Annotated in this window: 27 protein-coding genes; 12 read left to right on the top strand and 15 right to left on the bottom strand. The window is 65.9% G+C overall.

The window, feature by feature from the left end; all coding sequences use genetic code 11:
- Positions 1-104: 104 nt before the first annotated feature.
- Entirely contained in the window at positions 105-287 is a 183-nt protein-coding gene (locus DX923_RS16390) for a hypothetical protein (RefSeq protein ID WP_162873048.1), read from the top strand.
- Positions 288-368: 81 nt separating this feature from the next.
- Positions 369-1856, top strand: a complete 1488-nt coding sequence (locus tag DX923_RS14960; RefSeq protein WP_116115891.1) for an amidase — start codon at positions 369-371, stop codon at positions 1854-1856.
- Here the strand turns inward: DX923_RS14960 and DX923_RS14955 are convergent.
- Complete coding sequence (locus DX923_RS14955) at positions 1828-2346, bottom strand: MarR family winged helix-turn-helix transcriptional regulator (protein ID WP_116115890.1); 519 nt, start codon at positions 2344-2346, stop codon at positions 1828-1830. The two genes, DX923_RS14960 and DX923_RS14955, sit on opposite strands and share 29 nt — an antisense overlap.
- Positions 2347-2446: 100 nt before the next feature.
- Here DX923_RS14955 and DX923_RS14950 point away from each other — a divergent pair, with 100 nt between their 5' ends.
- Positions 2447-2989: a YceI family protein gene (locus tag DX923_RS14950; protein WP_116115889.1), complete on the top strand. Its 543-nt coding sequence runs from the start codon at positions 2447-2449 to the stop codon at positions 2987-2989.
- Between the two features lie 52 nt (positions 2990-3041).
- On the opposite strand, the gene DX923_RS14945 is transcribed toward DX923_RS14950, so the two are convergent.
- On the bottom strand, positions 3042-3941 hold the full coding sequence (locus DX923_RS14945) for a Cof-type HAD-IIB family hydrolase (protein WP_116115888.1): 900 nt from the start codon (positions 3939-3941) through the stop codon (positions 3042-3044).
- Between the two features lie 653 nt (positions 3942-4594).
- On the opposite strand from DX923_RS14945, the gene DX923_RS14935 reads away from it, so the two are divergent.
- The 3 genes from DX923_RS14935 to DX923_RS14925 all read left to right on the top strand — a co-directional run bounded on the left by DX923_RS14935 (position 4595) and on the right by DX923_RS14925 (position 6589).
- Positions 4595-4912, top strand: a complete 318-nt coding sequence (locus DX923_RS14935; protein WP_116115886.1) for a hypothetical protein — start codon at positions 4595-4597, stop codon at positions 4910-4912.
- A gap of 156 nt (positions 4913-5068) precedes the next feature.
- Positions 5069-5848, top strand: coding sequence for a hypothetical protein (locus DX923_RS14930; protein WP_162873047.1), 780 nt, complete (start codon positions 5069-5071; stop codon positions 5846-5848).
- A 51-nt stretch (positions 5849-5899) separates the two neighbouring features.
- On the top strand, positions 5900-6589 hold the full coding sequence (locus DX923_RS14925; protein WP_116115884.1) for a PadR family transcriptional regulator: 690 nt from the start codon (positions 5900-5902) through the stop codon (positions 6587-6589).
- Positions 6590-6629: 40 nt separating this feature from the next.
- On the opposite strand, the gene paaE is transcribed toward DX923_RS14925, so the two are convergent.
- The 6 genes from paaE to DX923_RS14895 all read right to left on the bottom strand — a co-directional run bounded on the left by paaE (position 6630) and on the right by DX923_RS14895 (position 11492).
- Positions 6630-7790, bottom strand: a complete 1161-nt coding sequence (paaE, locus tag DX923_RS14920) for a 1,2-phenylacetyl-CoA epoxidase subunit PaaE (protein WP_116115883.1) — start codon at positions 7788-7790, stop codon at positions 6630-6632.
- Positions 7791-8372 (bottom strand): 1,2-phenylacetyl-CoA epoxidase subunit PaaD, encoded by a 582-nt coding sequence (gene paaD / locus DX923_RS14915; RefSeq protein WP_430732307.1) that lies wholly within the window; start codon positions 8370-8372, stop codon positions 7791-7793. It lies immediately after the preceding gene.
- Positions 8372-9223: a 1,2-phenylacetyl-CoA epoxidase subunit PaaC gene (paaC, locus tag DX923_RS14910; protein ID WP_116115882.1), complete on the bottom strand. Its 852-nt coding sequence runs from the start codon at positions 9221-9223 to the stop codon at positions 8372-8374. Before paaC ends, paaD begins: the two co-directional genes overlap by 1 nt.
- A complete protein-coding gene (paaB, locus tag DX923_RS14905) occupies positions 9220-9540 on the bottom strand; it encodes a 1,2-phenylacetyl-CoA epoxidase subunit PaaB (protein ID WP_116115881.1) in 321 nt (106 codons plus the stop codon). The genes paaC and paaB overlap by 4 nt, the downstream gene beginning before the upstream one ends.
- A 2-nt stretch (positions 9541-9542) precedes the next feature.
- Complete coding sequence (paaA, locus tag DX923_RS14900) at positions 9543-10574, bottom strand: 1,2-phenylacetyl-CoA epoxidase subunit PaaA (RefSeq protein WP_116116371.1); 1032 nt, start codon at positions 10572-10574, stop codon at positions 9543-9545.
- Positions 10575-10823: 249 nt separating this feature from the next.
- Positions 10824-11492 (bottom strand): CPBP family intramembrane glutamic endopeptidase, encoded by a 669-nt coding sequence (locus DX923_RS14895; RefSeq protein WP_162873046.1) that lies wholly within the window; start codon positions 11490-11492, stop codon positions 10824-10826.
- Between the two features lie 276 nt (positions 11493-11768).
- Here DX923_RS14895 and DX923_RS14890 point away from each other — a divergent pair, with 276 nt between their 5' ends.
- The 4 genes from DX923_RS14890 (at position 11769) to DX923_RS14875 (ending at position 16382) form a co-directional block, all read left to right on the top strand.
- A complete protein-coding gene (locus DX923_RS14890) occupies positions 11769-13130 on the top strand; it encodes an AMP-binding protein (protein ID WP_240322657.1) in 1362 nt (453 codons plus the stop codon).
- A gap of 55 nt (positions 13131-13185) precedes the next feature.
- Positions 13186-13851, top strand: coding sequence for a TetR/AcrR family transcriptional regulator (locus DX923_RS14885; RefSeq protein WP_116115879.1), 666 nt, complete (start codon positions 13186-13188; stop codon positions 13849-13851).
- A gap of 374 nt (positions 13852-14225) precedes the next feature.
- Complete coding sequence (locus tag DX923_RS14880) at positions 14226-15779, top strand: hypothetical protein (protein ID WP_116115878.1); 1554 nt, start codon at positions 14226-14228, stop codon at positions 15777-15779.
- Positions 15780-15890: 111 nt separating this feature from the next.
- Positions 15891-16382, top strand: a complete 492-nt coding sequence (locus DX923_RS14875) for a pyridoxamine 5'-phosphate oxidase family protein (RefSeq protein ID WP_116115877.1) — start codon at positions 15891-15893, stop codon at positions 16380-16382.
- On the opposite strand, the gene DX923_RS14870 is transcribed toward DX923_RS14875, so the two are convergent.
- Positions 16379-16924, bottom strand: coding sequence for a MarR family winged helix-turn-helix transcriptional regulator (locus tag DX923_RS14870; protein WP_116115876.1), 546 nt, complete (start codon positions 16922-16924; stop codon positions 16379-16381). The two genes, DX923_RS14875 and DX923_RS14870, sit on opposite strands and share 4 nt — an antisense overlap.
- A 230-nt stretch (positions 16925-17154) precedes the next feature.
- Here DX923_RS14870 and idi point away from each other — a divergent pair, with 230 nt between their 5' ends.
- Together idi and DX923_RS14860 are read left to right on the top strand one after the other, a co-directional pair.
- Positions 17155-17754: an isopentenyl-diphosphate Delta-isomerase gene (gene idi, locus DX923_RS14865; protein ID WP_116115875.1), complete on the top strand. Its 600-nt coding sequence runs from the start codon at positions 17155-17157 to the stop codon at positions 17752-17754.
- A complete protein-coding gene (locus tag DX923_RS14860; RefSeq protein WP_116115874.1) occupies positions 17751-18494 on the top strand; it encodes a CPBP family intramembrane glutamic endopeptidase in 744 nt (247 codons plus the stop codon). Before idi ends, DX923_RS14860 begins: the two co-directional genes overlap by 4 nt.
- A 121-nt stretch (positions 18495-18615) precedes the next feature.
- Here DX923_RS14860 and DX923_RS14855 read toward each other — a convergent pair whose 3' ends face one another.
- From DX923_RS14855 to DX923_RS14830, 6 genes are all read right to left on the bottom strand, one after another.
- The gene (locus DX923_RS14855; protein ID WP_162873045.1) at positions 18616-18825 is read right to left on the bottom strand and encodes a hypothetical protein; all 210 of its coding nucleotides are present in this window, start codon (positions 18823-18825) and stop codon (positions 18616-18618) included.
- A gap of 315 nt (positions 18826-19140) precedes the next feature.
- A complete protein-coding gene (locus DX923_RS14850) occupies positions 19141-20325 on the bottom strand; it encodes a hypothetical protein (protein ID WP_116115872.1) in 1185 nt (394 codons plus the stop codon).
- A 439-nt stretch (positions 20326-20764) separates the two neighbouring features.
- Positions 20765-22867 carry a phenylacetic acid degradation bifunctional protein PaaZ gene (gene paaZ, locus DX923_RS14845; protein ID WP_116115871.1) on the bottom strand — a complete coding sequence of 701 codons (2103 nt, stop codon included), beginning with the start codon at positions 22865-22867 and terminating at the stop codon, positions 20765-20767.
- Positions 22868-22960: 93 nt separating this feature from the next.
- The gene (locus tag DX923_RS14840; RefSeq protein WP_116115870.1) at positions 22961-23806 is read right to left on the bottom strand and encodes a 3-hydroxyacyl-CoA dehydrogenase family protein; all 846 of its coding nucleotides are present in this window, start codon (positions 23804-23806) and stop codon (positions 22961-22963) included.
- A gap of 64 nt (positions 23807-23870) precedes the next feature.
- Positions 23871-25088: an acetyl-CoA C-acyltransferase gene (locus DX923_RS14835; RefSeq protein ID WP_116115869.1), complete on the bottom strand. Its 1218-nt coding sequence runs from the start codon at positions 25086-25088 to the stop codon at positions 23871-23873.
- Positions 25089-25302: 214 nt separating this feature from the next.
- Complete coding sequence (locus DX923_RS14830) at positions 25303-26244, bottom strand: COX15/CtaA family protein (protein ID WP_116115868.1); 942 nt, start codon at positions 26242-26244, stop codon at positions 25303-25305.
- Positions 26245-26445: the final 201 nt, after the last annotated feature.

The following is a 26445-nucleotide window of genomic DNA, read 5'->3' as shown; positions in this document are numbered from 1 at the left end:
GGAGAAAAACCGGATCTCCAGCCGGCCAGAGCAATCGCCTCTGGTGCCCCACCGCCTTGAGGGTCACCCCCATCACTCACCTGGAAACACGCAAGGGGAATCCCATGCCCGACCGTTGCGCTCACTGCCTCTACCAGCCGCGACCACGCCAGAACTGCCGCGTCGTCCACACCATCGACACCCGGCGACGCTCCGCACCCTCGTTGAGCGACACCGGCGAGAAGCTCGATTACCCACGAAGCCGAGCGAGGACACGACCGCTCTTCGCGCCCTGCGGACGACGCTGAGGGGCATCGCCGGACCGCGTTCCCGCACCAGGCACCTACGGAAAGCGTTCGGCGAACATCCGGCGCTGGCAAGATGCATCCATGCAGCCACTTCACCCCGGCGAGTCCGACGAGACGGATCACTCCCGACTCAGCGCCCTCGATCTGGCCGCAGCACTCCGGCGTCGCGAGTTCAGCGCCCTCGACGTCGCCCAGGCCGTTCTCGACCGGATCCGTAGACAGAACGAGGTGATCGGCGCCTTCGTCCACGTCGACGAGGAGCACACCCTCGAACAGGCCGAGGCGGCCGACGTGCTCCTGAGCGGACGGCGCGACCCGCGAGATCCTGACGGCCAGGGGCTCCCACCGCTGCTAGGCGTCCCCTGCCCGGTCAAAGATCTCACCCCGGTCGCCGGAATGCCCTGCACCTTCGGATCTGCAGCGATGGACGGCTTCGTCCCGGACAGCGACGACGGCATCGTCCGCCGCTTGCGCAGGGCCGGAGCGCTCATCATCGGCAAGACCACCACCCCGGAGTTCGGCTTCCCCTGCTACACCGAACCCGATATCGCCCCGCCGGCCCGAACTCCCTGGGACCTCGGACGCTCCGCAGGTGGTTCCTCCGGCGGTGCCGCCGCTGCCGTCTCAGCAGGACTCGTCCCCATCGCTCACGGAAGCGACGGCGGTGGCTCCCTGCGCATCCCCGCCTCGGCCTGCGGGCTCGTCGGGATGAAAGCCTCTCGCGGGCTCATCAGCCCCGGGCCTGCCAACGTCGACGGCCCGGGCCTGGCCACTCACGGTGTACTCACCCGTACCGTCCGGGACACGGCGCTGGCTTTCGATCTGCTGCATGTCGGGTGGCCCGGTGACGTCTATCGGCTGCCCGGTCCTCGCACGAGCTACCTGGACTCCTGTCGACGAGCCCCGGGCCCGTTACGCATCGGTGTCCTCACCGAACCGGTCATCACCGACTGTGACGTCCATCCAGGGCCGCTACGTGCCGTCGGACGTACGGCCGATCTTCTCCGTGGACTGGGGCATCGGGTGACCCCTGCGCCCAGGCCTTTTCCCCGTGAACGCTGGGCGGCTTTCTCCGACATCTGGTCGGTCCTCGCCCTGTCGGTGCCCTTGCCACCGGGGGGTGAGGAGAGGCTGGTGCCGTTGACGCGTTGGCTGCGCGATCGTGGGCGCGAGGTGCGTGGCGCGGATTATGCCGCGGCGCTCGTGGCGACTCAGCAACTTGCTCGTGAAGTTGCTCAGGCCTGGGGGGAGTTCGACGTGGTGTTGACGCCGACCCTCGCCAGGCCGCCGGCCCCGATCGGGGCGCTGCGCAACGATCGGGATCCGGCAGCAGATTTTGCGGATCAGTGCGCCTTCACTCCGTGGACCAGCATTCACAACCTGTCGGGCCGCCCTGCGATCAGTCTCCCGGTCCATCGGGAGGTCGTGGACGGTGTGGAGCTGCCCTACGGAGTGATGCTGGGGGCCGCCTTGGGAGAGGACGAGTTGTTGCTTTCGTTGGCTGCTCAGATCGAGGCGGCTGACCCTTGGCCGGGGCCGGTCACCCCTGGTCGGGCAGGGAGTCGATGATCCGAGCGGTGATTCTTTCCAGCGCCGCCAGGTCGTCGCTGTCGAGGATGTCGAAGAGGTGTCGGCGTACTGCGGCGACATGGCCGGGCGCGGATTCGCGGATGCGTTCGCGCCCGGTGTCGGTCAGGCTGACGAGCTGTCCGCGGGCGTCTTCGGGGCAGCATCGCCGCTGGATCAGCTTGCGTTTTTCCATGCGCCCCAGGTGGTGGGAGAGCCTGCTGCGTTCCCAGCCGGTGAGATCGGCCAGGGCGCTGACCCGGGAAGTCTCGTCAGGGGCTTCACTGAGGACGACGAGCACTTCATAATCGGGCATGGAGAGGCCGGATTCGTTGATCAGGTCACTGCCCAGGGTGCTTTGCAGGCCTTTGGTGGCGGTGAGCCAGCTCCGCCAGATGCGCTGTTCGTGCGCGGTGAGCCAGCGGGGCTCGGGGGACGTCTTTTCGGTTGTGGGGTGACCTGTGGTGTTTCCGGGTCGGGGGCTCGTCGTCATAACCCCATCTTACGAGATGATTGACATGTCACTCAATCAGTCCCTAAAGTAGTTGACGTATCAACCACTTAGGTGGCCCGAAATCCTGAGGAGTACTCGAATGACCACGCTGAACCAGCTCGCCGGCACCTACACCATCGACCCCGCCCACTCGCGCATCGGCTTCGTGGCCCGCCACGCCATGGTGACCAAGGTGCGCGGTTCCTTCGACGAGTTCACCGGCTCGGCCACGACGGGCGAGGGGCTTGCTGAAGCCTCCGTCCGGATCGACATCCAGGTCGCCAGCGTCGACACCCGCAATGCTGACCGTGACGGACATCTGCGCACCGGAGACTTCTTCGACGCCGAGCGCTTCCCGGCGATCACCTTCGCCTCCACCGACCTGGTGGCGGTCGACGAGAGCACCCTGCGCATGACCGGCGACCTGACCATCAAGGACGTCACTCGCTCGGTCACGATCGACTTCGATTACGCCGGTGCGGCCCAGGACCCGTTCGGTAACGAGCGCATCGGCTTCGAGGGCTCGACCGTGATCAACCGTAAGGACTACGGCCTGACCTGGAATGCGGCGCTGGAGACGGGCGGCGTTCTCGTCTCGGAGAAGATCACCCTCGAATTTGAGATCTCCGCGATCAAGGGCTGACTACTTTTCGGGTCGTTCGGGCCCGGCCCGAGCTCGTGACGACGGTGTGCCTCTACTGCTTCGGCAGGAGCGGGCGCACCGTCGTTCGCTGTGCAGCGTCGGTTTTCCCGTCCGGTACCGGTACCGGACGGGTGTCGACGAGCTCGGAGGGGGCCAGTTCACTGAGGACGGCGGCGATCCCCTCGTCGTCATGGCTGCGGGTGACCACATCGGCGACAGTTTTGACCGCGGCGGTGGCATTGCCCATGGCCACACCCAGTCCGGCGGATTCCAGCAGGGGGATGTCGTTGTCGTGGTCCCCGAAGGCGATCACGCTTTCCGGAGGGATGTCTGCATAGCTGCACCACCGACGCAAGGCCGATCCCTTGGTCGAGCCACGTGAGGTGATCTCGATGTAGCTGCCCGAGGCGAAGGAGAACTCGACCTCGTCGCGCAGCCGTGCCCGGATCAGTCGCACCAGCGCGCCGAGCTGTTCGCCGCCATGGCAGACGATGGCATCAGGGGCCTTGTCCACGGTGTCGAGATCAGCGGTGTGAATGATCTCCAGATCGTTCTCCTGGGCCTGGGCCCTGACGCTGGGGTTGTCGGGACAAGGGGTGTAGACCTGATTCCCATGGCACCACAGGGTGACCAGACCTGTTCGGCTCTGTGCGATCTCGGCGACCTGGTGGGCGATCGCGAGGGGGATCGTGCTGCGGGTCAGGGTGCGTCGACTGTCTGCTTCGACGACATAAGCGCCGTTGTAACCGGCCAGGATCATCCCCGTCGGGTTGAGTTCGCAGCGTTGGACGAGGCGGTGCAGTCCGGCGACGGGGCGGCCGGACGCGAGCATGATGATCACTCCTCGTGACTGCGCCGCAGCGAGCCAGGCGCGGGTTCCGGGCAGAACCTCCAAGGAGCTGTTGAGGAGTGTGCCGTCGACGTCGCAGACGATGACGCGGTGATCCATCATGGTCAGACACGTTATTGCCTAGGTCCCGCAATGGTGGTGGCCGCCCTGGGTGCTGACCCTGGAGCGGGTGTTTTGGGATGAATCGTCAGGCTTGCGTCGACGGGCTCTGAATTTTTCCTGAAGCCAGGCTGTTCACCAGTGGCTATTTTGTGTACAATCTGGTTCCGAAGACTTCAGCTCGAGTCGCTGTCGGTCCGATCGACGGCCTGAGAGCTCGGGAGCGTCCTGATCTGGATGCCCCGTTGAAGAGGGACAATCCGCCTGCTGAGATCGAGAGATCTTGTCCGGCTGGCATTCGAAATCACACTCCTGCCTTTGCGGTCGATGGGGTGTCGATGGGGCCCGGGGTTGCCCCGCTGCTCGGAGTCTTCTCCGCCTGAAGCACCTTGCCTACGACATCCGCCTTCTGTGAGATGTCGCTGGCGGTCTTCGTGGCTTTTGGGGCGCGTTATGCATCGGCCTACCCATCGTCGGAGTGGGCATTCCCTCATGGCTCCGTCTCGGATCAACCCGTGGGGGAATCGATCAAAGGCTCCAAAGCCATAGATGGCGCCCATCATCTTCATAGTCATAATAGATTTCAATCTCAGTTTCGATTCGATTAACCTATCGTTATCGCCGATCCGCGATTGCAGCATGTGAAAGGTTTCGCCATGAAGTGCACTGCCCTCGTCGTGACATCCCTGCTCACCGGAGGTGTGGCCGTTGGTGGGGTCGTTGCGGACCCCGTAGTGAGCAGCGCTCCGGCACGCATCTCCGCGCTCGCCAATGCGCCTCAGGTGCGGGTTCTTGCGACGAAGTCCGTCGAATCCATCCCCGAGCGGGAGCGCGCCGCCCTCAAGCGTCTCGTCAGCCCGGTGTCCTTGCCGAGCATGGATGGATCTGAGACTCCCCTGGTTGGTGGGCCTGCTTATGCGCCCCGCGCCACCGGTGAGCATGTCGACGGCCCGGCCTATGCGCCTCGCCGCTGATCGAGTCTGGTCGCCCGCTTCCACTCGCTCCGCTACTTATAATTTGGCATTACTAAACCTATAAGGTTTGATGATCTGGTCGAACAGGAGATGACCTTTCCGCGGTGCTGTGCCGTGCGAGGGGCCTCCATCCCATCGGATACCGGGGGTACGACCATGAATGCCTCGACAGTCCTGGCGGACGACGCCGTCGTCCGGACCTCTTTCGACCCAGAAGCGCCTGTCGACATCGCCCTTGCACCAGTCCTGAGCCTGCTTTCCACTCAAGGGTGCCCTGGCAATGACGCCTCGATCAGGGTCCTGATGCGAGCCGTGGCCGCCACGGGCCTGCTCGACATCGGTCTTGACGCCCTTCTTGCCGAGACGCACGGATGGCCTGCCGCCTGCGCCGACTCTGCTCGGAGCGCCCGCCTCCTCTTCGATGCGGCAGTGGATGACATCGCTACGCTCTGCCCGGCCGCAGCCCGGCATCTGTGCGATCAGCGACACGCCATGGAGACCCTCGCTCGAGGGCGACGGACCATCGCCAACGAGCGACTGCTCCAGGCCTTGCGTCGCGGCACGGCGACCGTCGTCCTCCCTGATCGGGATCGTTTGCCTCTGTCCGGAGAGCTCTTGCCCGACGGCCGCCTCCGGATCAGCGGGATCGACCTTCCGGTGCATGGTTCGCCTCTCGGAGCAGCTCTCGTCCTGGTGGTTCGACTGTCGAACGGGGGCGAAGTCGTCGGATGGACCGGATTGACGGCGGGGCAGGTCGTTCCTGTCGCAGATCGCGGCGACGCCGAGTGGTGCGGGCGGATCACGGCGCAGGAGTGCTTTATCGGTGCCGATGAGGTGATTTCCTCGACGCGAGGCGGCGCAGCCTTCGCGTATTCCCTCGCCGCACCAGGGTCGTCAGGTGGCAACAACGATATATCTATAGACATATCTCGATAGCTCGTCGCATGATGGAGGGGCAGGGCAACCGCCTCTGGGAAAGGACGCACCATGCACCCCCACGACGACCACACCCGTCACCAGCCACCGCGTCACCCCTGGGAAGCCTTCGGGCCTGAATACCGAGCCATCGCCAGTCTCCTCGGAAACCTCGGGCAGCCAGGCACGCCCGGACGGGGGGCGAGAGGACATGCCGGTCCGCGCCCTGGACATCGAGGGGGACGAGCTCGCCGCGGCGACATCCGTCTGGCTGTTCTCGGGCTCCTCGCCGAAGACGACCTCAACGGCTACCAGATCATCCGCACCCTCGAAGAGCGCACCGACGGACGCTGGCGGCCCAGCCCAGGCGCCATCTACCCCGCACTTTCCCAGCTCGAGGACGAAGAACTCATCGCTCAGGCCGAAGGCACCGGAAAGATGTACACCCTGACCGAGGCCGGGCGCTCCCATGTCAGCGAGCTCGGACCCCGCGCCCGGCCCTGGGAACAACCAGCACCCGGCGAACAGCCAGGCTCCGAAAAGACACCTAGCGGGAACACCGAACTGTGGATGGCCTTCGGGCAGCTCGCCCTGGCCGTCCGATCGGTCTCCGGCACCGCCGACCCCCACGTCAACCGAGCAGCTCGTGAACTGCTCGAAGAATCACGCCGACAGCTCTACAGCCTCCTCGCCGAAGACCCCGACATCCGAGGGGAGAACCCCGAGGAGGACGTCCAGGACGAGGTGCCCTACCGGGACTGATCTGTCGTCCCCCGCAGAGACGGCACCAGGCCCGCCCGGATCAGGCGTCGAAGGTCACCGACACCCGGTCGGAGATCGGGCGGGCCTGGCAGGTCAGCACATATCCCTGCGCGACCTCGTCCGCCTCCAAGGCGTAGTTCTCGTCCATCGACAACTCGCCCTCCAACACCTTCGCCCGGCACGTTCCGCACACCCCACCTGCACAGGCGAAAGGCACATCGCCACGCACCCGCAAGGCCGCATTCAACACCGACTCACGTGCGCTGCGCGGCGACTCCACCTCGCCGGTCAGCCCGTCGAGGGTGAAGGAGATCGTGTAATCCTCCCCATGAGGATCCGCAGCCACCGGCGCGCCCACCTCTGCACGCGCCTCGGCCGGCCGGCCTGAGGAGAAGAGCTCGTAACGGACCCTCTCCTCGGGAACCCCGCGGCGTGACAACTCGGCTCGCACCATCTGGACCAGCTCGAACGGGCCGCACAGGAAGAACTCGTCCGCTTTCTCCGCGCGGAACACCCGGTCGAAGATCAACCGGATCTTCTCGTCATCGATCCGCCCCGAATGCAAGGGGCTCTGTCGCTGCTCACGTGACAACACATGATGTACCGCGAACCGCGCCGGATAGCGATCCTTCAGATCGGCCAGCTCCTCCACGAACATCACGTCATTGGCCGTGCGATTCGCGAAGACCAATTCGAAGATCGCCCGCGGGTTCGAGGCCAGGATGCTCCGCGCGATCGCGATGACCGGGGTGATTCCCGACCCTGCGGCCACTGCTGCGAACCGTTCGGTCCCTCCGGTCGACACCCGCTCGGCCACCGCCTGCGGGTCGTTCAGCTCGGTCAGGGCGTGCTGGCTGACGAAGGCCCCCATCGGCGCCATCACCTCCAGGACGTCCCCCACCTGCAGCCGTTCGTTCGCCCACGTCGAGAAGACCCCGCCTCGGGCCGCTTTGATCGCCACCCGGATCAGCCCGGGTGCCGGCTCAGCGCACAGGGAGTAGCTTCGACGCACCTCCCGGCCGTCGATCGTCGCACTCATCGCGACGTACTGCCCCGACGTGTAGTTGAACCGTCCGGCCAGCTCTTCCGGGACGGTGAGCGTCACCTCCACCGCATCCTCAGTCAGCCGGCGCAGACCGGCCACGGCCAGCGGGTGGAAATGAGCGCGGCGCCGGGCCGCCACCCCAGTCTGATCGGACATCTACAACACCTTGAAACAGTCGAAGGGCTCAAGACAGTCGTCGCATCGGTGGAGCGACTTGCACGAGGTCGAGGCAAAGCGTGACAGCTCGCGGGTGTTCGTCGACGAACATCGAGGGCAGACCACTGCACTGCGAGTGGGTCTCGGCCGACCGGGTTCCTGGCCACAGGCCGGACCGACAGGGGGTGCGATGCCGTAGGCCAGGAGCTTCGCCCGGCCCTCGTCCGTCATCCAATCGGTCGTCCACGCCGGGGACAGGACGATGTCGACATGTGCTTCGTCATAGCCGGCAGACATGAGCGCCACCGCGATATCGGAGCGGAAGACCTCCATCGCCGGACACCCCGAATAGGTCGGAGTGATCTCGACCTCGACGACCCGGCGCGAAGCACCCCACGGGTCGGAGGCGGTCACCACCCGCACCGTACGTAGTACCCCCAGATCCGCCACGGACAACACCGGAATCTCCGGATCGCATACTGCTGCCGCAACATCCCAGGCTCGTGCCGACTCCGGATCGGATGGTCGGGACCCCGCCGGGGAAGATCGCGCCGACTGGTCCTCGTCGCCCGCCACCGAGATCACCACGACGCCCCAGGGTGGCGGCGCGCCAGGACCTGCATCTCGGCCAGCAACGGACCGAAAGCCTCCCGGTGCAGGCCCTGCCGACCGCCGGTGCGTGCTGCCGGAACTTCAGGCATCGTCAGACCGGCCTCCGACAACAGCCGACCCAGCCGTCGGTCGAAGTCCACCCGCAGCGAACTCGGCCGTACCGCGACTCCACCTTCGTCGACATCCTTGAGCTGGTCGATCAGCTCGTCGTCGGCGAACAATTCCTCGACATACGGCCAGACGACCTCCAAGCCGTGCTGTATCCGCCGGTGGCTCTCCTCCGTGCCCAGCCCCAGGCGCAGCACCCACTGCCAGGCGTGATCGACGTGGTACTCGACTTCTTTGTGAGCCTTCGCGGCGATGGCTGAGAGCATCGCGTCACGGCTGCCTCGCAGGGCTTCGTACATACCGAGTTGATAGAGACTGACAAGGATCTGTCGGGCAATGGTCTGCCCGAAATCACCGTTCTCCACCTCGACGAGGTGTACGCAGACGAATTCGTCCTCGTCCCGGAAGAAGGCCAGGTCGTCCTCGGTACGACCCCAGGTACTCCCTGCGTAGGTGAGCAGGCTCCTGGCGTGTCCGAGCAGGTCGAGGGCGATATTGGCCAGGGCGATGTCCTCCTCCATCTCCGGAGCACGAGTCACCCACCACGACAGGCGCTGCGACAGGATCAGCGCGTCATCGCCCAGCCGGAGCGCATATCGGGCCACGGCCTCGTCGGGGGTCGGGCCGTTCTCGAGCCGGCCCGCGATCTCTTCGGGGGTGAGTGCCACCCCGACCCCGATTTTCGTTGCAGATGCGAAACCTCCTGCGCTCAAAGGTTCTTCACCCCCTCTGAGAGGGTGTAGTAAGTGGCATGCCGGTAGGACTTGCCCTGGGGCGACTCGAAGAAAGCGCCTTTGTGGTCCGGATCAGAGGTGGTGATCGCCTCCGCCGGAACCACCCACACCGAGACTCCCTCATTGCGTCGGGTGTACAGATCGCGGGCATTACGCACCGCCATCGCCGCGTCCGGGGCATGCAACGACCCAGCATGCACATGTGACAATCCCCGGCTGGAGCGGACGAAGACCTCCCACAACGGCCAGTCGTCGCCCGTTCCGTCGAGGTCTTCTCCGCGGTCGATATCTCCCATGCTCACGCGCCCTTCACCGCCGTCTCCGTCGCACCCGCCGTGCGTTGCGCATAGGCTGCGGCGGCCTCACGTACCCATGTGCCCTCCGCATGGGCCTGGCGGCGCCGCTCCATCCGTTGCTGATTGCACGGCCCGTTCCCCGCCAGCACCGACTTGAACTCAGACCAGTCCAACTCGCCGTAGTCGTAATGCCCCCGGGCATCGTTCCATCTCAGGTCGGGGTCGGGCAGCGTCAGCCCCAGGGCCTCGGCCTGCGGCACCATCATGTCGACGAAACGTTGCCGCAACTCGTCATTGCTGAACCGTTTGATCCGCCAGTCCATCGACTGACGGCTGTTCGGCGAATCAGCATCCGGCGGGCCGAACATCTGCAAGGCAGGACCGTAGAAACGGTTCACCGCGTCCTGCGCCATCTCCTTCTGTTCCGGTGTGCCGTGGGAGAGCGCATGGAGGATCTCCCACCCCTGCCGCTGATGGAAGCTCTCCTCCTTGCACACCCGGACCATCGCCCGCCCGTACGGGCCGTAACTGCACCGGCACAGGGGAACCTGGTTGCAGATCGCCGCACCGTCGACCAGCCAGCCGATCGCGCCGACATCGGCCCAGGTCTTCGTGGGGTAGTTGAAGATCGACGAGTATTTCGCCTTGCCCTCCAGCAGCTGCTGCACCAAGGTCGCCCGCGGCGTGCCCAAGGTCTCGGCCGCGCTGTACAGGTAGAGACCGTGGCCTGCTTCGTCCTGCACCTTCGCGATGAGGATCGCCTTGCGGCGCAGACTCGGCGCCCGCGTGATCCAGTTCGCCTCGGGTTGCATGCCGATGATCTCCGAATGTGCATGCTGGCTGATCTGCCGCACCAGCGTCCGGCGGTAGGCCTCTGGCATCCAGTCGCGGGGCTCGATGCGGGAGTCCTCGGCGATCAACCGGTCGAAAGCTGCTTGCTCGGCAGAGACTTCCAGCTCCGGACCACTCTCTCCGGGGAACCGGTCTCGGTCGGATGGTGAGCCGGGCATGGTCGGGTGCGGGGTGTGCGTCATTGCGGTCACCTCGGGGTCGGCGGTCGGACGACCGGTCCACCGCATCCCGACGGGAGCCGGACGAGTGCCGGCTGCGATGACTGACCGATCGGTCACTCCGGACGCTAAAGGCGCCCTTGGACGATGACAAGGAAGACCGGCCAGGTGGTGTGTCGGACGGACGGAGCCATCGGTGGACGGTAGACGACGAAGCCCACTGTCGTGCCACGGCCATCCGTCGCCGCGGCCCGCATCGCGGAACCTGCGGAATCACCCGTTCAGGAACATGAACGTGACGCCCAGCGCGTTCAACAGCAGATGGGAGCCGAAACAGACCATCAGATTCCCGGTACGTCGATAAGCGACCGTCCAGATCGCCGAGGTCACGGCATGTCCTGGCATCAGGAGCAACTGTTCGGGGGCGCCGCTCAGCCAGCCGACCACCACATGCTGCAGGGCGAAGACCAGCGCGGTCACCAGATGGCCCGCGATCACGCTGAATCTGCTGATCAGCCGGAAGAGCCCGTACCGGTAGCTCAGCTCCTCACCGAGCGGGCCGAGCACCACGAAGAGGACCGTTGCCAGCACGGGCGCGTCCTTCAGGAAATTCGTCGCCCACTGCGTATTCGCCGAGGACAGCCGGTCGATGCCGAAAAGGGACGCCAACAGCGGATCCACGAATGACTGCATGAGGACGCCGGCGGTCAGCGCGATCAGGAAAGTCGTCAGGGTCGCCCGCACCGTCGGCCGTATCCGGCTCGCCGCGCCCCGCACGCTGTCCAGCAGAGGGCGCCAGAACAACAGGATCAGCAAGAGGCCACCGGGGAACCCGGGGATGACCTTGAACCACATCGCCAGTGCGCTGACCACCCACACCGTCGACCACACAGCCGACCAGCGGGTGAACCGTTCGTCGTACGGACGTTCGACCCATCGCATGCAGCGGAGTTTATAAACGAGGTAAAGGCGTTCGGCGACGACACGCTGCGCTGGGCGCGCAGGCCCAGGCCGTCGGACGCGCCGACCCGCCGTCGAACGCCTCTGGGTGCGAGGGCATTGGACACGGGACAGCACATCCGGTGTGCTGACGAAATATCCGATTTTACAAGGGTATTCCGTCGTAGTCCGGTCGGCTGTGAAAGACGTGGGCCTCGCAGCCGGAGCCGCCCATGTCCGCCGCTCACCATCGGCGCCCATACCCCAGGAAGGTCGACGATGACCGCGATGATCGCGCCCCCGACACCACCCCGCCTCGTCGACACCGACGCCCACCTCGACCCGACCCGACCTGACCCCGAAGAGCTCTATGACGTCGATCAGCTGCGCGAACTACAGTTCGCACGGCTGTCCTGGACAGTGCGGCACGCCTACGAGAACGTCCCCATGTACAAGGCCAAGTACGACGCGGTCGGCGTGCACCCCGATGACCTGCGCCACATCGAAGACCTCGCGAAATTCCCTTTCACCGACAAGGACGACCTCCGCCAGGCCTACCCTTTCGGTACCTTCGCCGTCCCCATGGCCGACGTCCGTCGGGTCCACGCCAGCTCCGGGACGACCGGCCGACCCACCGTCGTCGGCTACACCGAAGGCGACCTGCGCACCTGGGCCGGATTGGTCGCTCGATGCATGCGGCTCTCCGGGGTCCGACCCGGAGACCTCGTGCAGATCTCCTACGGATACGGGCTCTTCACCGGTGGACTCGGCGCGCACTATGGCGCCGAACGCCTCGGCTGCACCGTCGTCCCCATGAGCGGAGGCCAGACCGAGAAGCAGATCCAACTCATCGAGGACTTCGCACCCCGAGCCATCATGTGCACCCCCACCTACCTCCTGGCGATCATGGACCAGATGCGCAAAGAAGGCCTCGACCCCGCCGCCACCGCGCTGAAGGTCGGCGTCCTCGGCGCCGAACCGTGGACCAGCCAGATGCGCCGCGAGCTCGAGGCCGGGTTCGCCATCACCGCCAGCGACATCTACGGGCTCTCCGAAGTGATGGGCCCCGGCGTCGCCGGCGAATCCGCGGAGACCCACGACGGCCTGCACCTCTGGGAGGACCACTTCCTGCCCGAGATCATCGACCCCTTCGCCGACGACAAAGTGCTCCCGGACGGCAGCGAAGGCGAACTGGTCTTCACGTCACTGACCAAGGTCGCGATGCCCGTGATCCGCTACCGCACCCATGACCTGACCCGCCTATTGCCCGGTACCGCCCGCCCCGGCCACCGCCGGATGGGCCGACTCACCGGCCGCAGCGACGACATGATCATCCTGCGCGGCGTGAACCTCTTCCCCACGCAGATCGAGGAGATCGCCCTCACCCTCTCCGCGCTGTCACCTCACTTCCAACTTGAGCTGACCAGACCCCACCGGATGGACGAACTCACCATCCACATCGAACGTCGGCCCGAAGCGTCTGATGATGAAGCCACTTCTGCGGCGAAAGAACTGCAACATCTGGTCAAGTCACGGATTGGCTCGTCCGCCCGCATCGCCGTCGCCGACCCCGGCACGCTGCCCCGCTCGATGGGCAAACTCCGTCGGATCTACGACAACCGAAACCTGTCCGGCGACTGACAGCGCACCGGACACCCCCGTCCACCTGTCGGAATGCGCGAGGGAGAATGAACCGGTGACCACGAGCCCCGAACCCGGCACCCTGGGTGAGCGACGCAAACGTCCTGGCTACGACGGTGAGTCGATCCTCGCCGTCGCTGTAGAAGTCTTCAACCGGCACGGGTACGAAGGCACCTCGATGGGGGTGCTCGCAGAAAATCTCGGCATCTCCAAAGCAGGGATCTATTACCACGTGAGCAGCAAGGAGGATCTGCTGCAACGAGCCTGCGACCGGGCCCTGTGCTCTTTGGAAACAGCCTTCGAGGAAGAGGTCTCCACCTCCGGGACGGCCCGGGAACGGCTCGAAGCAGTGGTGCGTCGCGCAGTCCACGTCCTGCACGACGAACTTCCCTATGTGACCTTGCTGCTCCGGGTTCGGGGGAACACCGAGGTCGAGCGGGACGCTCTGGAGCGACGCCGTCGGTTCGACCTGAGGTTCGCGGCGCTGGTCGAGGCTGCACGGGCCGAGGGCGCGCTGCGGGGCGATGCTGACGCCCTGCTGATCACTCGTTTCGTGTACGGGACGGTGAACTCTCTGGTGGAGTGGTATCGGCCGGACGGTGACCATGATGTCGATGCGGTGGCGGACGCCCTGGTCGCCATGGTCTTCCAGGGCTTGGACGCCCGGGACGGCCGGGATGCACCCCAGGCTGGGCTGCGTGGCGGGTCCGGCGTCGACTGAGCTGCAGGGGATAGATGTCCTCCAGCCCTGAAGGAACGATCTTCCTATATTTTTCATCGAAAAGTCATCGCATGGTCCGGTGAATATTTTTTCTGATGGCGATATGATCACGGATCAATAGCGACAAGAAATCGTCGATCACGGTATGTGACCTATCGATCACGTCTTGAAAACGGCTGATGACAAGGCTGGTTCTGGCGGAATAGTGTTTTTGCATACCCGCTTCCAGGGCTCTGAGGGGAACATTCTGCTGCCCTGAAAAACCGTTTTTCTCTCTGCGGGTGGGGGATCTACTAACAGGCCACGCCAGGTTTTCACGTGGGCCACTTTATTCAATTCATCGGGGGCCGTTTTCTTCGAGATGAGGTCTTGTCATGTCTGCTCGTCGTTCCCATCTGCTCGTCCTCGCACTGTCCGGCGGGCTCCTACTGCCCGGTGGGATCACCTCCGCAGCGGCAGCACTCCCGGTCAATGCACCCGATGCCCTCACCTCGGCCCGACCACCGGCAGCCATGGGCGGACAGACCACGGTCGCCCCGACGTCGACGGCGGTCAAGATCGAGATCGGCTCGGTCATCGATGCCCAGACCCCCCTGGCCACCGTGATGTGGAGCGCCGTCCGTGGAGATTTCGCTCTCAAGAACTGGGAGTACGACGTCATGTGGGCGAAAGGCACGACGGACGACGAGGGGAAGGTGACCTTCGGACCCGAGGAGAAATACCCGATGAGCAACGCGATGCACCGTGCGGTCGGGGTGCACCGCGGACTAGGAGACATCCACCGCTTCACCGTGACCGGCCGTGACCCACTGACCGGGGAGAAAGCCCGAGGCGAACACATCGTCCACATGACGAACATCATGGATCTTCCTTCGGCCACAGGAAAAGCCTCACCGGGCTGGCACCTGGTGAAACATCCCGAATACTTCGGCGGGACCGCCGCCGTCACCTACCGACCCGGGGAAACGATCACCCAGGTCGTCACCACCGCCGTCGACGCGACCTTGACCGTGAAAGGAACGCTCGTCCCTCAAGGAGGAACCGCAGAGATCTCCGTGGACGGCGGCCCGGCCACATCCTTCACCACTTCCACCGGAACAACAACCTCGAAATACCCCTACCGTCAGCCCCTGACAACAGTGCCGCTCCCTGCCGGAAAACATGTCGTCACGATCAAATCCAGCTCAGCCGGCACCCTCGCACTCGACTCCCTCAACGTGACCCCTCGCCACGGCCAAGACCGGATGGGCAGCGTCGACGTCCTGTCCACCGGCGAACTGAACTACGAAGAGCCAACCCAGAAGGTCTCCTGGGACGTCTCCCACGGACCCTTGGACACCCGTTACCGGGTGACCTTCGCCGAGGTGAAGATCAACCCCGACGGAAGCCGCTCCTACGGGCCGGAAAAACTCTGGTTCGCGGACACCTCCAAGACAGAAGCCACCTTCCGAGGAGAATTCGGCGACAAGTACGAAGTACGGGTCAGCGCACTCTGGCCAGACGGACGGAACAGCGCGGTCTCCACCACTACCGTCCGCCTGGCACCTGCCCCGATCGACATCACCGGCGTCGGCGCGGACAAGAACTGGCATTTCGTGCAGCACCCGTCCTACCTGAACGGGACAGCCCTGGTCACCTACCAGGACAAAGCCCGATGGACGACGACAGAAACCTTCGACGGCCAGGGGTATCTGGTCTTCCGCGGCACGACCCTCCCCCAAGGAGCCAAAGCCACGGTGTACGTCGACGGCACGAGCTATGCCGAGCTGGACACCGCCGGACCGGTGAAATATCAGGAAGTCCTCGGCAACATCGTCTGCGACCACGGCAAACACACCATCACGGTAGAAGCTCACACCTCGCCCGGACACCACGTCCTCGCCCTGGACGCCTACCAGATCGCCGACGGCAAGACCTTCCGGCCGTAACCCCGTGCACCCTTACCCCTCGCAGACAGATCTTTCGACGATTGAATGATCTGACCTGCGAGGGGTAAGGGAAGAACGACCGCGCGAACCCACTGCCGAGGAGAAGACGACATGTCCGACCACGACATCCAGAAGATCGCCGCGATGATCAAAGACCTCAGAACCGCGATGCTCACCAGCGTCGACCCCAGCGGGAAACTCCTCGCCCGACCCATGTCGACCCAAGACGTCGAATTCGACGGCGACCTGTGGTTCATCGCCGAACGCGACTCCGAGCAGACCCGAGCCATCACCGCCAACCCCCAGGTCAACGTGTCCTACACCGGCAAAGGAACCTGGGTGAGCGTCTCCGGCCGCGCCCGCGTCCTCGAAGACCCCACCAAACTCCACGAGTACTGGAACACCTTCACCGACCTCTTCATGGAAGGCGGCCCCGACAACCCGAACAACATCCTGCTCCACATCGAAGCCGACTCCGCCGAATACTGGGGCGGCAATGACAACGGCACCGGCGGCCGCATCGGCCAACTCATGCACATCGTCCGCAGTGCCGTCACCGGGCGCCGCACCGAAGGCCGCAATGACACCGTCGACCTGCCCTAACCGTGCGAGCCACCGGCTCCGGTACCGACCCCGACAGCAGTACCGGAACCGGTGACCTCGACCGACGGAGGACGCGCCGACTCCGCCGCCACCAACAGATCAGCCAGCGCACGCGCCACCACATCCAGCTCCTCAGCCGAATAACCCGCCAACTGCGCACACATCCGCTCGGCCAACGGGAGGAACATGAACCGGCTGGTCTCCCGGGCACGATCGGTCAACTCCAGAACGACCTTCCGCCCGTCATCGACATGACGGCGACGACACAGATGCCCTGCCCGCTCCAACCGGTCCACCAAGGCCGTGACCGCCGCCAACGACAAACTCATCTCGTGAGCCAACTCGCTCGGAGTCACCTCGACACCCCGACGGTCGGCCTCGATCAGCGCCCCGAGAGCAGCGACATCGCTGCGGTGATGACCCAGCACACGAGCCACATCGTCGACATAACGCATCGTCTCCATGGAGAGCGCCCGCATCGATTCGGTGATCCCCTGAGCCGACGACCCGCCGTCGCCTCGACCCGCCTGCCCGACCTGCACTCCGACCCTCTCCCTCCACGAGCGCCGGTGACCGACCGGTCAGCGACGATGCCTCCTCCTCTCGATGGTACGAGCCGAGCCGCCAGCCACAGACCCAGAACGCGAACCGACCCTCCGACACCCCCGAACAGACCCGGCGACAACACCGGAAAATACCTAGGCTGAACTGCGACAAAGGCCTCGCCCACTCCTGGACCCCGAGCCCTAGGAATTTCCCGACAAGGCAGACCATGAACCGAGAAGAAACCCCCGACCAGGTGGTACTGATCGGAACGGACGGACGACCGATCGGCACCGCCGACCGGACAACCGTCCACGGCACCGACACACCCCTGCATCTCGCCTTCAGCGTGTACCTCCTCGACCAGGACGACCGCCTCCTGATGACCCGACGCGCGCTCACCAAACGCACGTGGCCCGGAGTGTGGTCGAACAGCTGCTGCGGACACCCCCGCCCCGGGGAGACCGTCCCCGACGCCGTCGCCCGCCGCACCCTCGAGGAAACCGGGCTGAACATCGACCGGCTGACCTGCCTGCTCCCCGAATTCACCTACCGAGCCGTCGACGCCGGAGGCATCGTCGAACACGAACTGTGCCCGGTCTTCGTCGGCCAGGCCCGTGGCGACCTCCACCTCGCACCCGACGAAGTCATGGACGCCGCCTGGATCGACCTCCCAGAAGCCCACACCACGGCACGCTCAGCCCCCTTCACCTTGAGCCCGTGGTGCGTTCAACAGCTCACCCTCCTCGACCCCGGGACGATGCTGGCACCCCTCGAACTGGACGGCCCGCCACACCGCGACCGGCCATCCCCGGAGACGGCCAGATGAGCCTGTACAGACGGGCAGGAGCACCCGCCCGGGAGCTACGACGCTTCCTCATCGCAGCACTCCACGAATCAGTCCCTCGGAACCATCTGGAAGACAACAGACTCCGCCGCAGAGGAGTCGCCATGGCCACCCTGGTCGCCGCCATCGCCCTCGTCGCACACTCCCTACGCATCCCCGCCGGCGACCCACGCTTCTACCCGGCCACCCTGGCACTCGCCGGCACCTACACCATCGGCGCCCTCGCCTCAGGGCGACTCCACCTGGGCCGGGCACACCGACGCCGGCAAGGCATCGGATACCCGGTGACCCAATCGTTGGCCCTGGGAACGCTGCTGCTGGGAATTTTCCTCGCCGGAGCAGGCGTCGTCGCCCAGATCCCCGTGCTCCGCGACCCCATCGAAGAACTACTCGACCACGCCAGAACCGGATCACTACCACTGGTACTGGCGATCACCGTCGTCAACGGCATCGCCGAGGAACTCTTCTACCGAGGCGCCCTGTACCCCGCCGTGAGCGGAAAATACGCGCTCGCGGTCACTGCGGCCGTCTACACGGTGGTCACTGCGGCTGCAGGTATCCCGCTGCTGGCTTTCGCCGCTGCCGCGTTAGGGCTCGTCGTCGGCTTGCAGCGGCGAGTCACCGGGGGAGTCCTCGGCCCGATCATCACCCACCTGACCTGGTCGGTGGGCATGCTCTTCCTTCTGCCACCGACGCTCGCACTCTTCGGGGGCGGAGGGTGAGGCGGGCGCAGCCTGATCACGGGCGTGCCTTTCGTCACGGGCGTGCCTCTCGCGAACCGGCCTCCCGGACACCCAAGGTGAGGCGGCTCCACCACCGGGTGGGCCGGTGTACGGCCACGCCTCACTGGTCCAAGCCGATGAATCCACCAGCCCACTCCGGGTCCGCCACCGACGCCACCAACAAGACGGCGCAGGCCTGGGCGGTGATCTGGGCGGTGATCTGGGCGGTGAGGAGATCGGTACGTCGGAAGTCGTCGCACCCTACCCCGTGCACCAGGTAGAAGATGGCGTCCACGCTGTCCATGCCGTCCATGCCGTCCATGCCGTCCACGCCGGTGGCGACGCTGGTGGGGGAGGTGACGTCCAGGTGGGTTCACGCCACACGGTCGGTCCACCCGAGGGGAGGCGGTGAGTGGCGTCCATAGGCCGCCCGGACCCCATGTCCTCTGCTGAGCAGTTCGGGGACGAGCCACGTGCCGATCTATCCGGTTGCGCCGGTCACGAGGATCCGTATGGTGCGCTTCTACCCGGAAGGACGTTTCTCATTCCACTGTCGAAGGATCTTTTCTGGTCGAGCCGACTGCCAGTCTGGTCGAGCCGACTGCCAGCACGTTTCCTCGACTCCAGCCCGGGATCGAACACGGCGTCAGTCGAGTAAATGGGGTGTCAGTCGAGGAGGGGCTGGGGCGGAGCGCGGGGAGCTTGTGCGAGTCGATGATGGGGTGGTTGGGGAGGGTGTGTGGGAGAGCGGTTGGTGACTGGATGGTTGGGGTGGGAAGGGGACGGGGAGTCGGCCGGCGAGGAGCGTGGGGCGGAAGAGCTCCGGCCAGGTGACATGGATGACATACCAGCCACGACGACGAAGATTCTCGTCACGGGACTTCTCCGCCCGAAGCAGCGCACCCCGCTGTTGAACGGACATGGCCGCATCGTCCAGTCCGTACTTCGTCATCCCGTCGAACTCCAATGCCACCCCCGTGCCCTCGATCACCAGGTCGAGACGATAGCGCCGCCCCGGACACCCCGCCTCGACCTGCGAGCGCATCGGGAAACCCAGGCAGGTCATCTGCCAGCGCAGCAGAGTCTCCCCGACCGACTCCGACAACGGATCCACCGCTGCGACGGCTCGGCGTACCTGGGTCATGCCGGGGCTGCGCGCGTAACCGGCCACCGCTTCGGCGAGTTCCTGCTCGGACACCAGGCCACGGCGCAGCGCGGCGTCAGCACTGGGGAGCAGCGCTTGGGCGCCCCACCGCAGCCCGGTCTGCACCAGAGCTGCACCGATCCCCACCCGGGGCAGAACATCATGCCCGCTGGGGTCGTCGTGTCGGCTGTGCTCGTCGTACCCGCTGTGCTCGTCGTGCCTGCCGGGGGTGTCGTGCCTGCCGGGGCAGAGCTCCACGAGCAACCCAGGTGGGCAGGCCCAGGACGCGCCATGCTGCAGGGTGACGAGGGCGTCCTGGGAGGAGAAATCGGCGGCGTGCAGCACATGGTCGGTACGCCGTCGATAGTGACGGCTCCGCACCGAGGTCAGGTGGGCGACATCGAAGGGTACGCCGTGCAACGGAAGGCCGGCCGTGGCCAATGCGCTGTGGTGGCTGAGCACTGCCGTACCGGCGAATCGGCGTGCCATCGCTGCGGCCAGTCTGACGTGGCGTTCTTCGGGGGTGGAGCCGGGGCGGGGCACGCCGTACATCCCTCGAGCGACCCGGACGATGTCGCCATGCCGGACCGCTGCTGCGATGTCGGCTTCGGTGAATCCTTGGGCGAGGAGTCGGGCGCGGGGACGATCGCCCCGATGGGTGAGCAGGCTGAGCAGACCGTCGGACATGCGCCCAGCTTGGGACCATGTGCTTCTCACCCGGGTACCCACCACTCTGACCCTGTGCACACTGCTCTGCACAGCCACCCCTGTGGACATGAGGCTGCGCTCGACCCCCACTGCCAGCCACCCCTGTGGACATGAGGCTGCGCTCGACCCCCACTGCCAGCCACTTTGCTCGACTGGTGCCCTGTTCCATCACGTCCGGCAGTCGGGGGTAGGGGCTGGCAGTGGGGGGAAGCGGGGGTGGGCCAGGGCTAGGGGATCGCTTGGTGCCCTGTTCCATCACGTCCGGCAGTCGGGGGTAGGGGCTGGCAGTGGGGGGAACGAGGGTAGGGAAGCGGGGGTGGGCCAGGGCTAGGGGATCGCTGGGGGTAGGGGCTGGCAGTGGGGGGAACGGGGGTAGGGCCCGGGGCCCGGGGGCCAAGGGTTGGGGGGTGCGGGGTGGTCAGTTGTCGGACGGGGGTGGGGGCCAGGTCTTGGCGACCAAGGTCAACACGTCGTACGTCGCCACGATCTCGTCGTGCTGGTTGTGGATGACGGTGTCCCAAGCGACCTCGCCGTACTCGTCGGTGACCCGCGGGGTGATCCGTTTGGCGGTCAACGTGACCCGCATCGAGTCCCCGGCGGCGACCGGGGTGATGAAACGCAGGTTGTCCAAGCCGTAATTGGCCAGCACCGGACCCGGATCGGGGTTGACGAAGAGCCCGGCCGCCCAGCTCACCAGCAGATAGCCGTGCGCCACGATCCCCGGGAAGAAAGGATTCGCCGCCGCAGCGGCCTCATCGGTGTGCGCATAGAAGGTGTCGCCGCTCTCCTGCGCGAACGCCGAGATCGCCGCCAAGGACACCTCCCGCAGCGGTGACGCGTACGCATCGCCGATCCGAAGCTGTTCCAACGACTTCCGGAAAGGATGGATCTCGCCTTCGACGCCGCCGTACGCCGGGTCGCCCGCGCACCGCCGGTCCGAGCCCGGATGCCACACCCCGGTGATCGCGGTGAGCATATTGGGCGAACCCTGGAGGGCGGTGCGCTGCATCGTGTGCAGGATGGCGCGTCGACCGCCGAGCTCCTCCCCGCCTCCGGCCCGGCCCGGCCCGCCGTGGGTCAACGTCGGCATCGGGGAACCGTGCCCCGTGGAGGTCTTCGCGTCCTCCCGATTCAAGGTGAGCACCCGGCCGTGATGGGCGGCGATGCCGAGCACCAGACGCCGGGCGATGTCCCGGTCGTTCGTGCACACCGTCGCCACGAGCGAACCACCACCGCGGGCCGCCAGGTCGATCGCCTCGTCCAGGTCGGTGTAGCCGACGATGCCGCTGACCGGCCCGAAGGCCTCCACCGAGTGCAGTACCGTCGAGGTGGCATCGGCCCAACGGAAGAGCTTCGGCGACATGAAGGCCCCCGGGGTTTCGGTGTCCTCCTCGAACGAACCCCACGCCAGTTCACCGCCGGCCTGGGCCATCCGTCGTGCCCGTTCGGTCGTCACCTGCCACTGTTCGTCACTGACCAGCGCTCCCATCGTGGTGCCCTCGGTGCGAGGGTCGCCCACCACCCGTTTCGCCAGTGCGACCCCGACCGCCTCGGTGACCGGGCCCACCTGGTCGGCCGGCACGATCACCCGCCGTACGGCGGTGCACTTCTGCCCGGCCTTGGCCGTCATCTCCACGGCCACGGACTTCACGAAGGCGGCGAACTCCGGGGTGTCCGGGGTGGCGTCCGGGGCGAGGATCGCCGCATTCAACGAGTCGGCCTCGGTGGTGAGACGCACCCCACCCTCGACGACCTGCCGGTGGGCGCGCAACCGGTGCGCCACCGCCGCCGACCCGGTGAACTGCACGGCATCCCGATGGTCCAGATGGTCCAGGAAATCCACTGTGCCGCCGCTGACCAGCTGCAACGAACCTTCCGGTAGCAGCCCCGACCCCAACATCAGCCGCACCGCCGCCTCGGCGACGTAACCGGTCTGTGCGGCGGGTTTCACGATGGAGGGCACCCCGGCGATGAACGCCGGCGCGAACTTCTCCAACATTCCCCAGATCGGGAAGTTGAAGGCGTTGATCTGCACGAGCACGCCCGGGATACGGGTGTACACGTGGGTGCCGAGGAAACTGCCGTCCTTGGACAGCATCTCGACCGGACCGTCGAGGACCACATTCGAATTGGGCATTTCACGGCGGCCCTTCGACGACATCGTGAAGAGCACCCCGATGCCGCCGTCGACGTCGATGACGTTGTCGACCTTGGTGGCACCGGTCGCGAAGGACAGATCGTAGAGGCGCTCCTTGCACCCGGGGCCGGACAGGAAGAGCGCCAACTCCTTCATCACCAGGGCCCGCTCGTGCAGGGTCATCCCGCCCAGGCTGCTGCGGCCGACCGTACGGGCATGCTCGACCACGGCGGCGACGTCCAGGCCGTCGCAACCGACCCGGGCGATCACCTCACCGGTCGACGCATCACGCACGTCCTGCAGGTCACCAGCGGTGGGGGTCCACCACCGGTCGCCCACATAGCTGGGAACGGTCGTGATCGTGGGGGCGTCGGTCGCAGTCATCACAGGGAGTCCCTTCGGGTCGTGGTACGACGTGCTGGGGTGCGGTCGAGCATCTGTGGCGCGGTCGAGCGTCAGGCGGGCCCGGGCGGGGACTCACCAGTCGTAGAAACCTTTCCCGGTCTTCCTGCCGAGCTCCCCGGCAGCGACCTTGTCCCGCAGGATCTGCGGCGGCGCGAAACGTTCGCCCAGGGTCGAATGCAGGTAGTCGGCGATGCCCAGGCGGACGTCCAGGCCGACGATGTCGGTGGTGCGCAGAGGGCCGACCGGATGCTTGTACCCCTGTTCCATCGCCCGATCGATGTCGGCTGCGCTGGCCACGCCTTCTTCGAGCATCCGCATCGCTTCCAGAGCCAGCTGCACCCCCAGCCTGCTCGACGCGAAGCCCGGCGCATCGGTCACCACGATCGCGGACTTGCCCAAGCCGGACACCCAGTCTCGGGCGGCCTCGGTGAGCTCAGGGCGGGTACGGGCCCCGACCACGATCTCGACCAGTGAACTGGAAGGCACCGGGTTGAAGAAGTGCAGACCGCAGAAAGAGGACGGCCGGTCCAACCGCTCAGCGAGCTCACTGATCGACAAGGAACTGGTGTTCGAGGCCAGGAATGCCTCTGGCGTGAGCGCGGCTTCGGCCGCACGGAGCGCTTCGACCTTGACCTCCATGACCTCCGGGACCGCCTCGACCACCAGGCCGCACCCGCCCAGATCGGCGATGTCGGTGGTCAGCGAAACCGCCTCGGTGCACGGCTCCGCATTGTCCAGGACGCCCCGTTCCACCGAGGCGAACAAGGCCTTATCGATGCGTTGCCCGGTCACCGCCGCCGCTGCCGGATCACGTTCGACGACGACGACCTCACACCCCTTGATCAGGAAGGCATGGGCGATGCCCACACCCATCGTGCCGCCGCCGAGGACACCGACACGGGTCGGAAGTGAACTCATCGAGGAACCTTTCGTACGGGTGATCGGGCAGACGTGGGAAAGGGCGGAGCGCGACCCATCCCGGTCACACCCGTTCGAGCAGAAGTGCCATGCCCTGCCCGACACCGACACACATGGTGGCCAGCCCGCGACGAGCACCTTCTCGTTCCATCCGGCCGAGCAGGGTCACCGTGATCCGTGCCCCTGAGCTGCCCAGCGGGTGGCCTAAGGCGATGGCCCCGCCATCGGCATTCACCCGTGGATCGTCATCGGCGATCCCGAGCCTGCGCAGACAGGCCAGCGACTGCGTGGCAAAGGCCTCGTTCAGTTCGACGGCGCCCACATCCTGCAACTGCCATCCGGCCCGGTCGAGAGCCTTACGGGTGGCCGGGACCGGACCGATCCCCATGATCTGCGGCGGAACACCCGCCGTCGCGGAGGCCACGACCCGGGCCCGGGGAGTCAACCGGTGAGCGTGCAACGCCCGCTCGGAAGCGACGAGCACCGCAGATGCGCCGTCGTTGAGCGAACTGGCGTTACCTGCGGTGACGACGCCATCCGGTCGGACGACGGGGCGCAGCGCGGCCAGCGCCTCCGGAGAGCTGTCCCGGGGGCCTTCGTCGACACCGACCGTGGTGACGGCACCCTTCCGACCGGGGACATCCACCGGGACGATCTCGGCGGCGAATCGCCCTGCCTCGACAGCGGACAAGGCCCGCCGATGACTGCGCAACGCGAAAGCATCGGCATCGGCCCGGCTGATGCGGTCCAGAGCGGCGAGTTCCTCGGCGGTCTGCGGCATCGAATACGTCATGGTGCCATTCCTCGCCAGTTCACCGTCGAGGAAACGCGGGTTCACGAACCGCCAGCCGATCGACGTATCGACGATCTCTCCAGGTTTCGCATAAGGAGCTTCGGGCTTGGCCAGGACCCACGGCGCACGAGACATCGACTCGACGCCACCGGCGACCACGAGATCGGCCGAACCCGCCCGGACCATGTCGGCAGCCAGGGCAATAGCCGACATCCCGGAGGCACACAACCGATTCACGGTGATCCCGGAGACCGACTCGGGAAGGCCGGCGAGCAGCCACGCCATCCGGGCGATATTGCGATTTTCCTCGCCAGCACCGTTGGCATTGCCCAGAACGACCTCGTCGACCGCAGCCGGATCGACGCCGGTACGCCGCAGATCTTCGGCCACGACCAGCGCAGCGAGATCGTCAGGACGGACCGAGGCCAACGCGCCACCGTACCGCCCGACAGGGGTGCGGGTTCCGCCGACGAGGAAGGCTTCGGTCATGGCGAGGCAGCTCCTTGGCTCCGATGTCGACGGCCGGCGACGACGGGATCACCGGCACGGGCGGACATTCAGTAGCAGGCTGGCAGAGCCGCCCCGCCCACAGCGAGAAGAACACGCGCGGGACGGACGAGAGGCAGCCCGGTGCGGCGGACGGGACCACCCCGCCACACCAGCTCAACCGAAAATTTCCGGTATCCGGTATAACTCGCCGAGATCAGCCGAACATGATGCGCGGACGACCCCACACGTCCGGCGCAGGCTCTCCCTCCGACACGGAAACCGGCGCCACCGTCGCCTTCGCCGTGATGACGGTGAGCGTCCAGAGGATGACCACCGCCGCCGTGGAATACAGAGCAGCACCACCCGAACTCAACCGCTGCCCACCCATGACCACACCGGTGACGAGTTCCACCATCCAAGCCAGCACGAGCGCTACCGACCACGGCCGCAGATCCGCCCGGTCACGCCCACTGATGACGACAGCCAAGATCAACACGGTTGCCACTGCCGCCAACACGATCCGCCCCACCTGCACCGCAGGAAGCCCATCGGTGTCGATCAACCGCCAGATCGGCCACCCCATACACCGGGTGAACGACCCCGTCCCCGCCACCAGAACCCCAGACGTGTGCATGACCAGCAGCACCGCCAACCCGGCCCACCCCCACAGAGCCGTGCGACGACGGACGGTCAGATACGGAGAATTGTTCACCGCAACCGTCGCCGTGGTGATGGCGATCAACGCCATCAACGACAACCCCAGATCGAGAACACTCAACACCGGCGGCAACCCATGCAGAACGACCCGCCGACCGAAGAGCGCAGCCGCGATCGCCCCGACCAAAGCCACCCAAGGCAACACCCGGACAAGAGCCTCCCGCCGATGATGTTGCAAGGACAACCCAGCAGCCGCAAGGATGAGCGGACCCGCCGCGATCGCCACGATCCGATGAGCGAACTCGATCAGCGGATTCAGATCATCCGGCCGAGGAGCGATCTGCCCAGGATGACAGCCCGGCCAGGTAGGACACGCAGCCCCGGACTCAGTCGCGCAGACGACCGAGCCCATCACGACTGCCATCAGAGTGGTCAAAGTGGCCAACCGGAAGACCGTCCGCTGAGTATGAGAGACGGGCAGACGCGGATCGATGGTCATGCGATGCTCCTGGTCGAGGATGCTCGATGAACTCGGAACAAACGGGTGCGGAGAGCGCCCGATTCAGACGGTAGGTGAATCTCGCTGTAACTTCGTGTTTTTGGTGGTGTTTTCGGTTTTTCGTCGGTGGACGGTTATGCCATGACGGAGGTATTCGGACTTGAATGAGCCTCAAGGTTGGGATGAGTCACGATGTGCCGA

The organism is Austwickia chelonae (assembly GCF_003391095.1).
GTDB classification, from domain to species: Bacteria; Actinomycetota; Actinomycetes; order Actinomycetales; family Dermatophilaceae; genus Austwickia; species Austwickia chelonae_A.
Note: the sequence above shows the minus strand (reverse complement) of the source record. Positions and strands in the feature narration are given on the sequence as shown.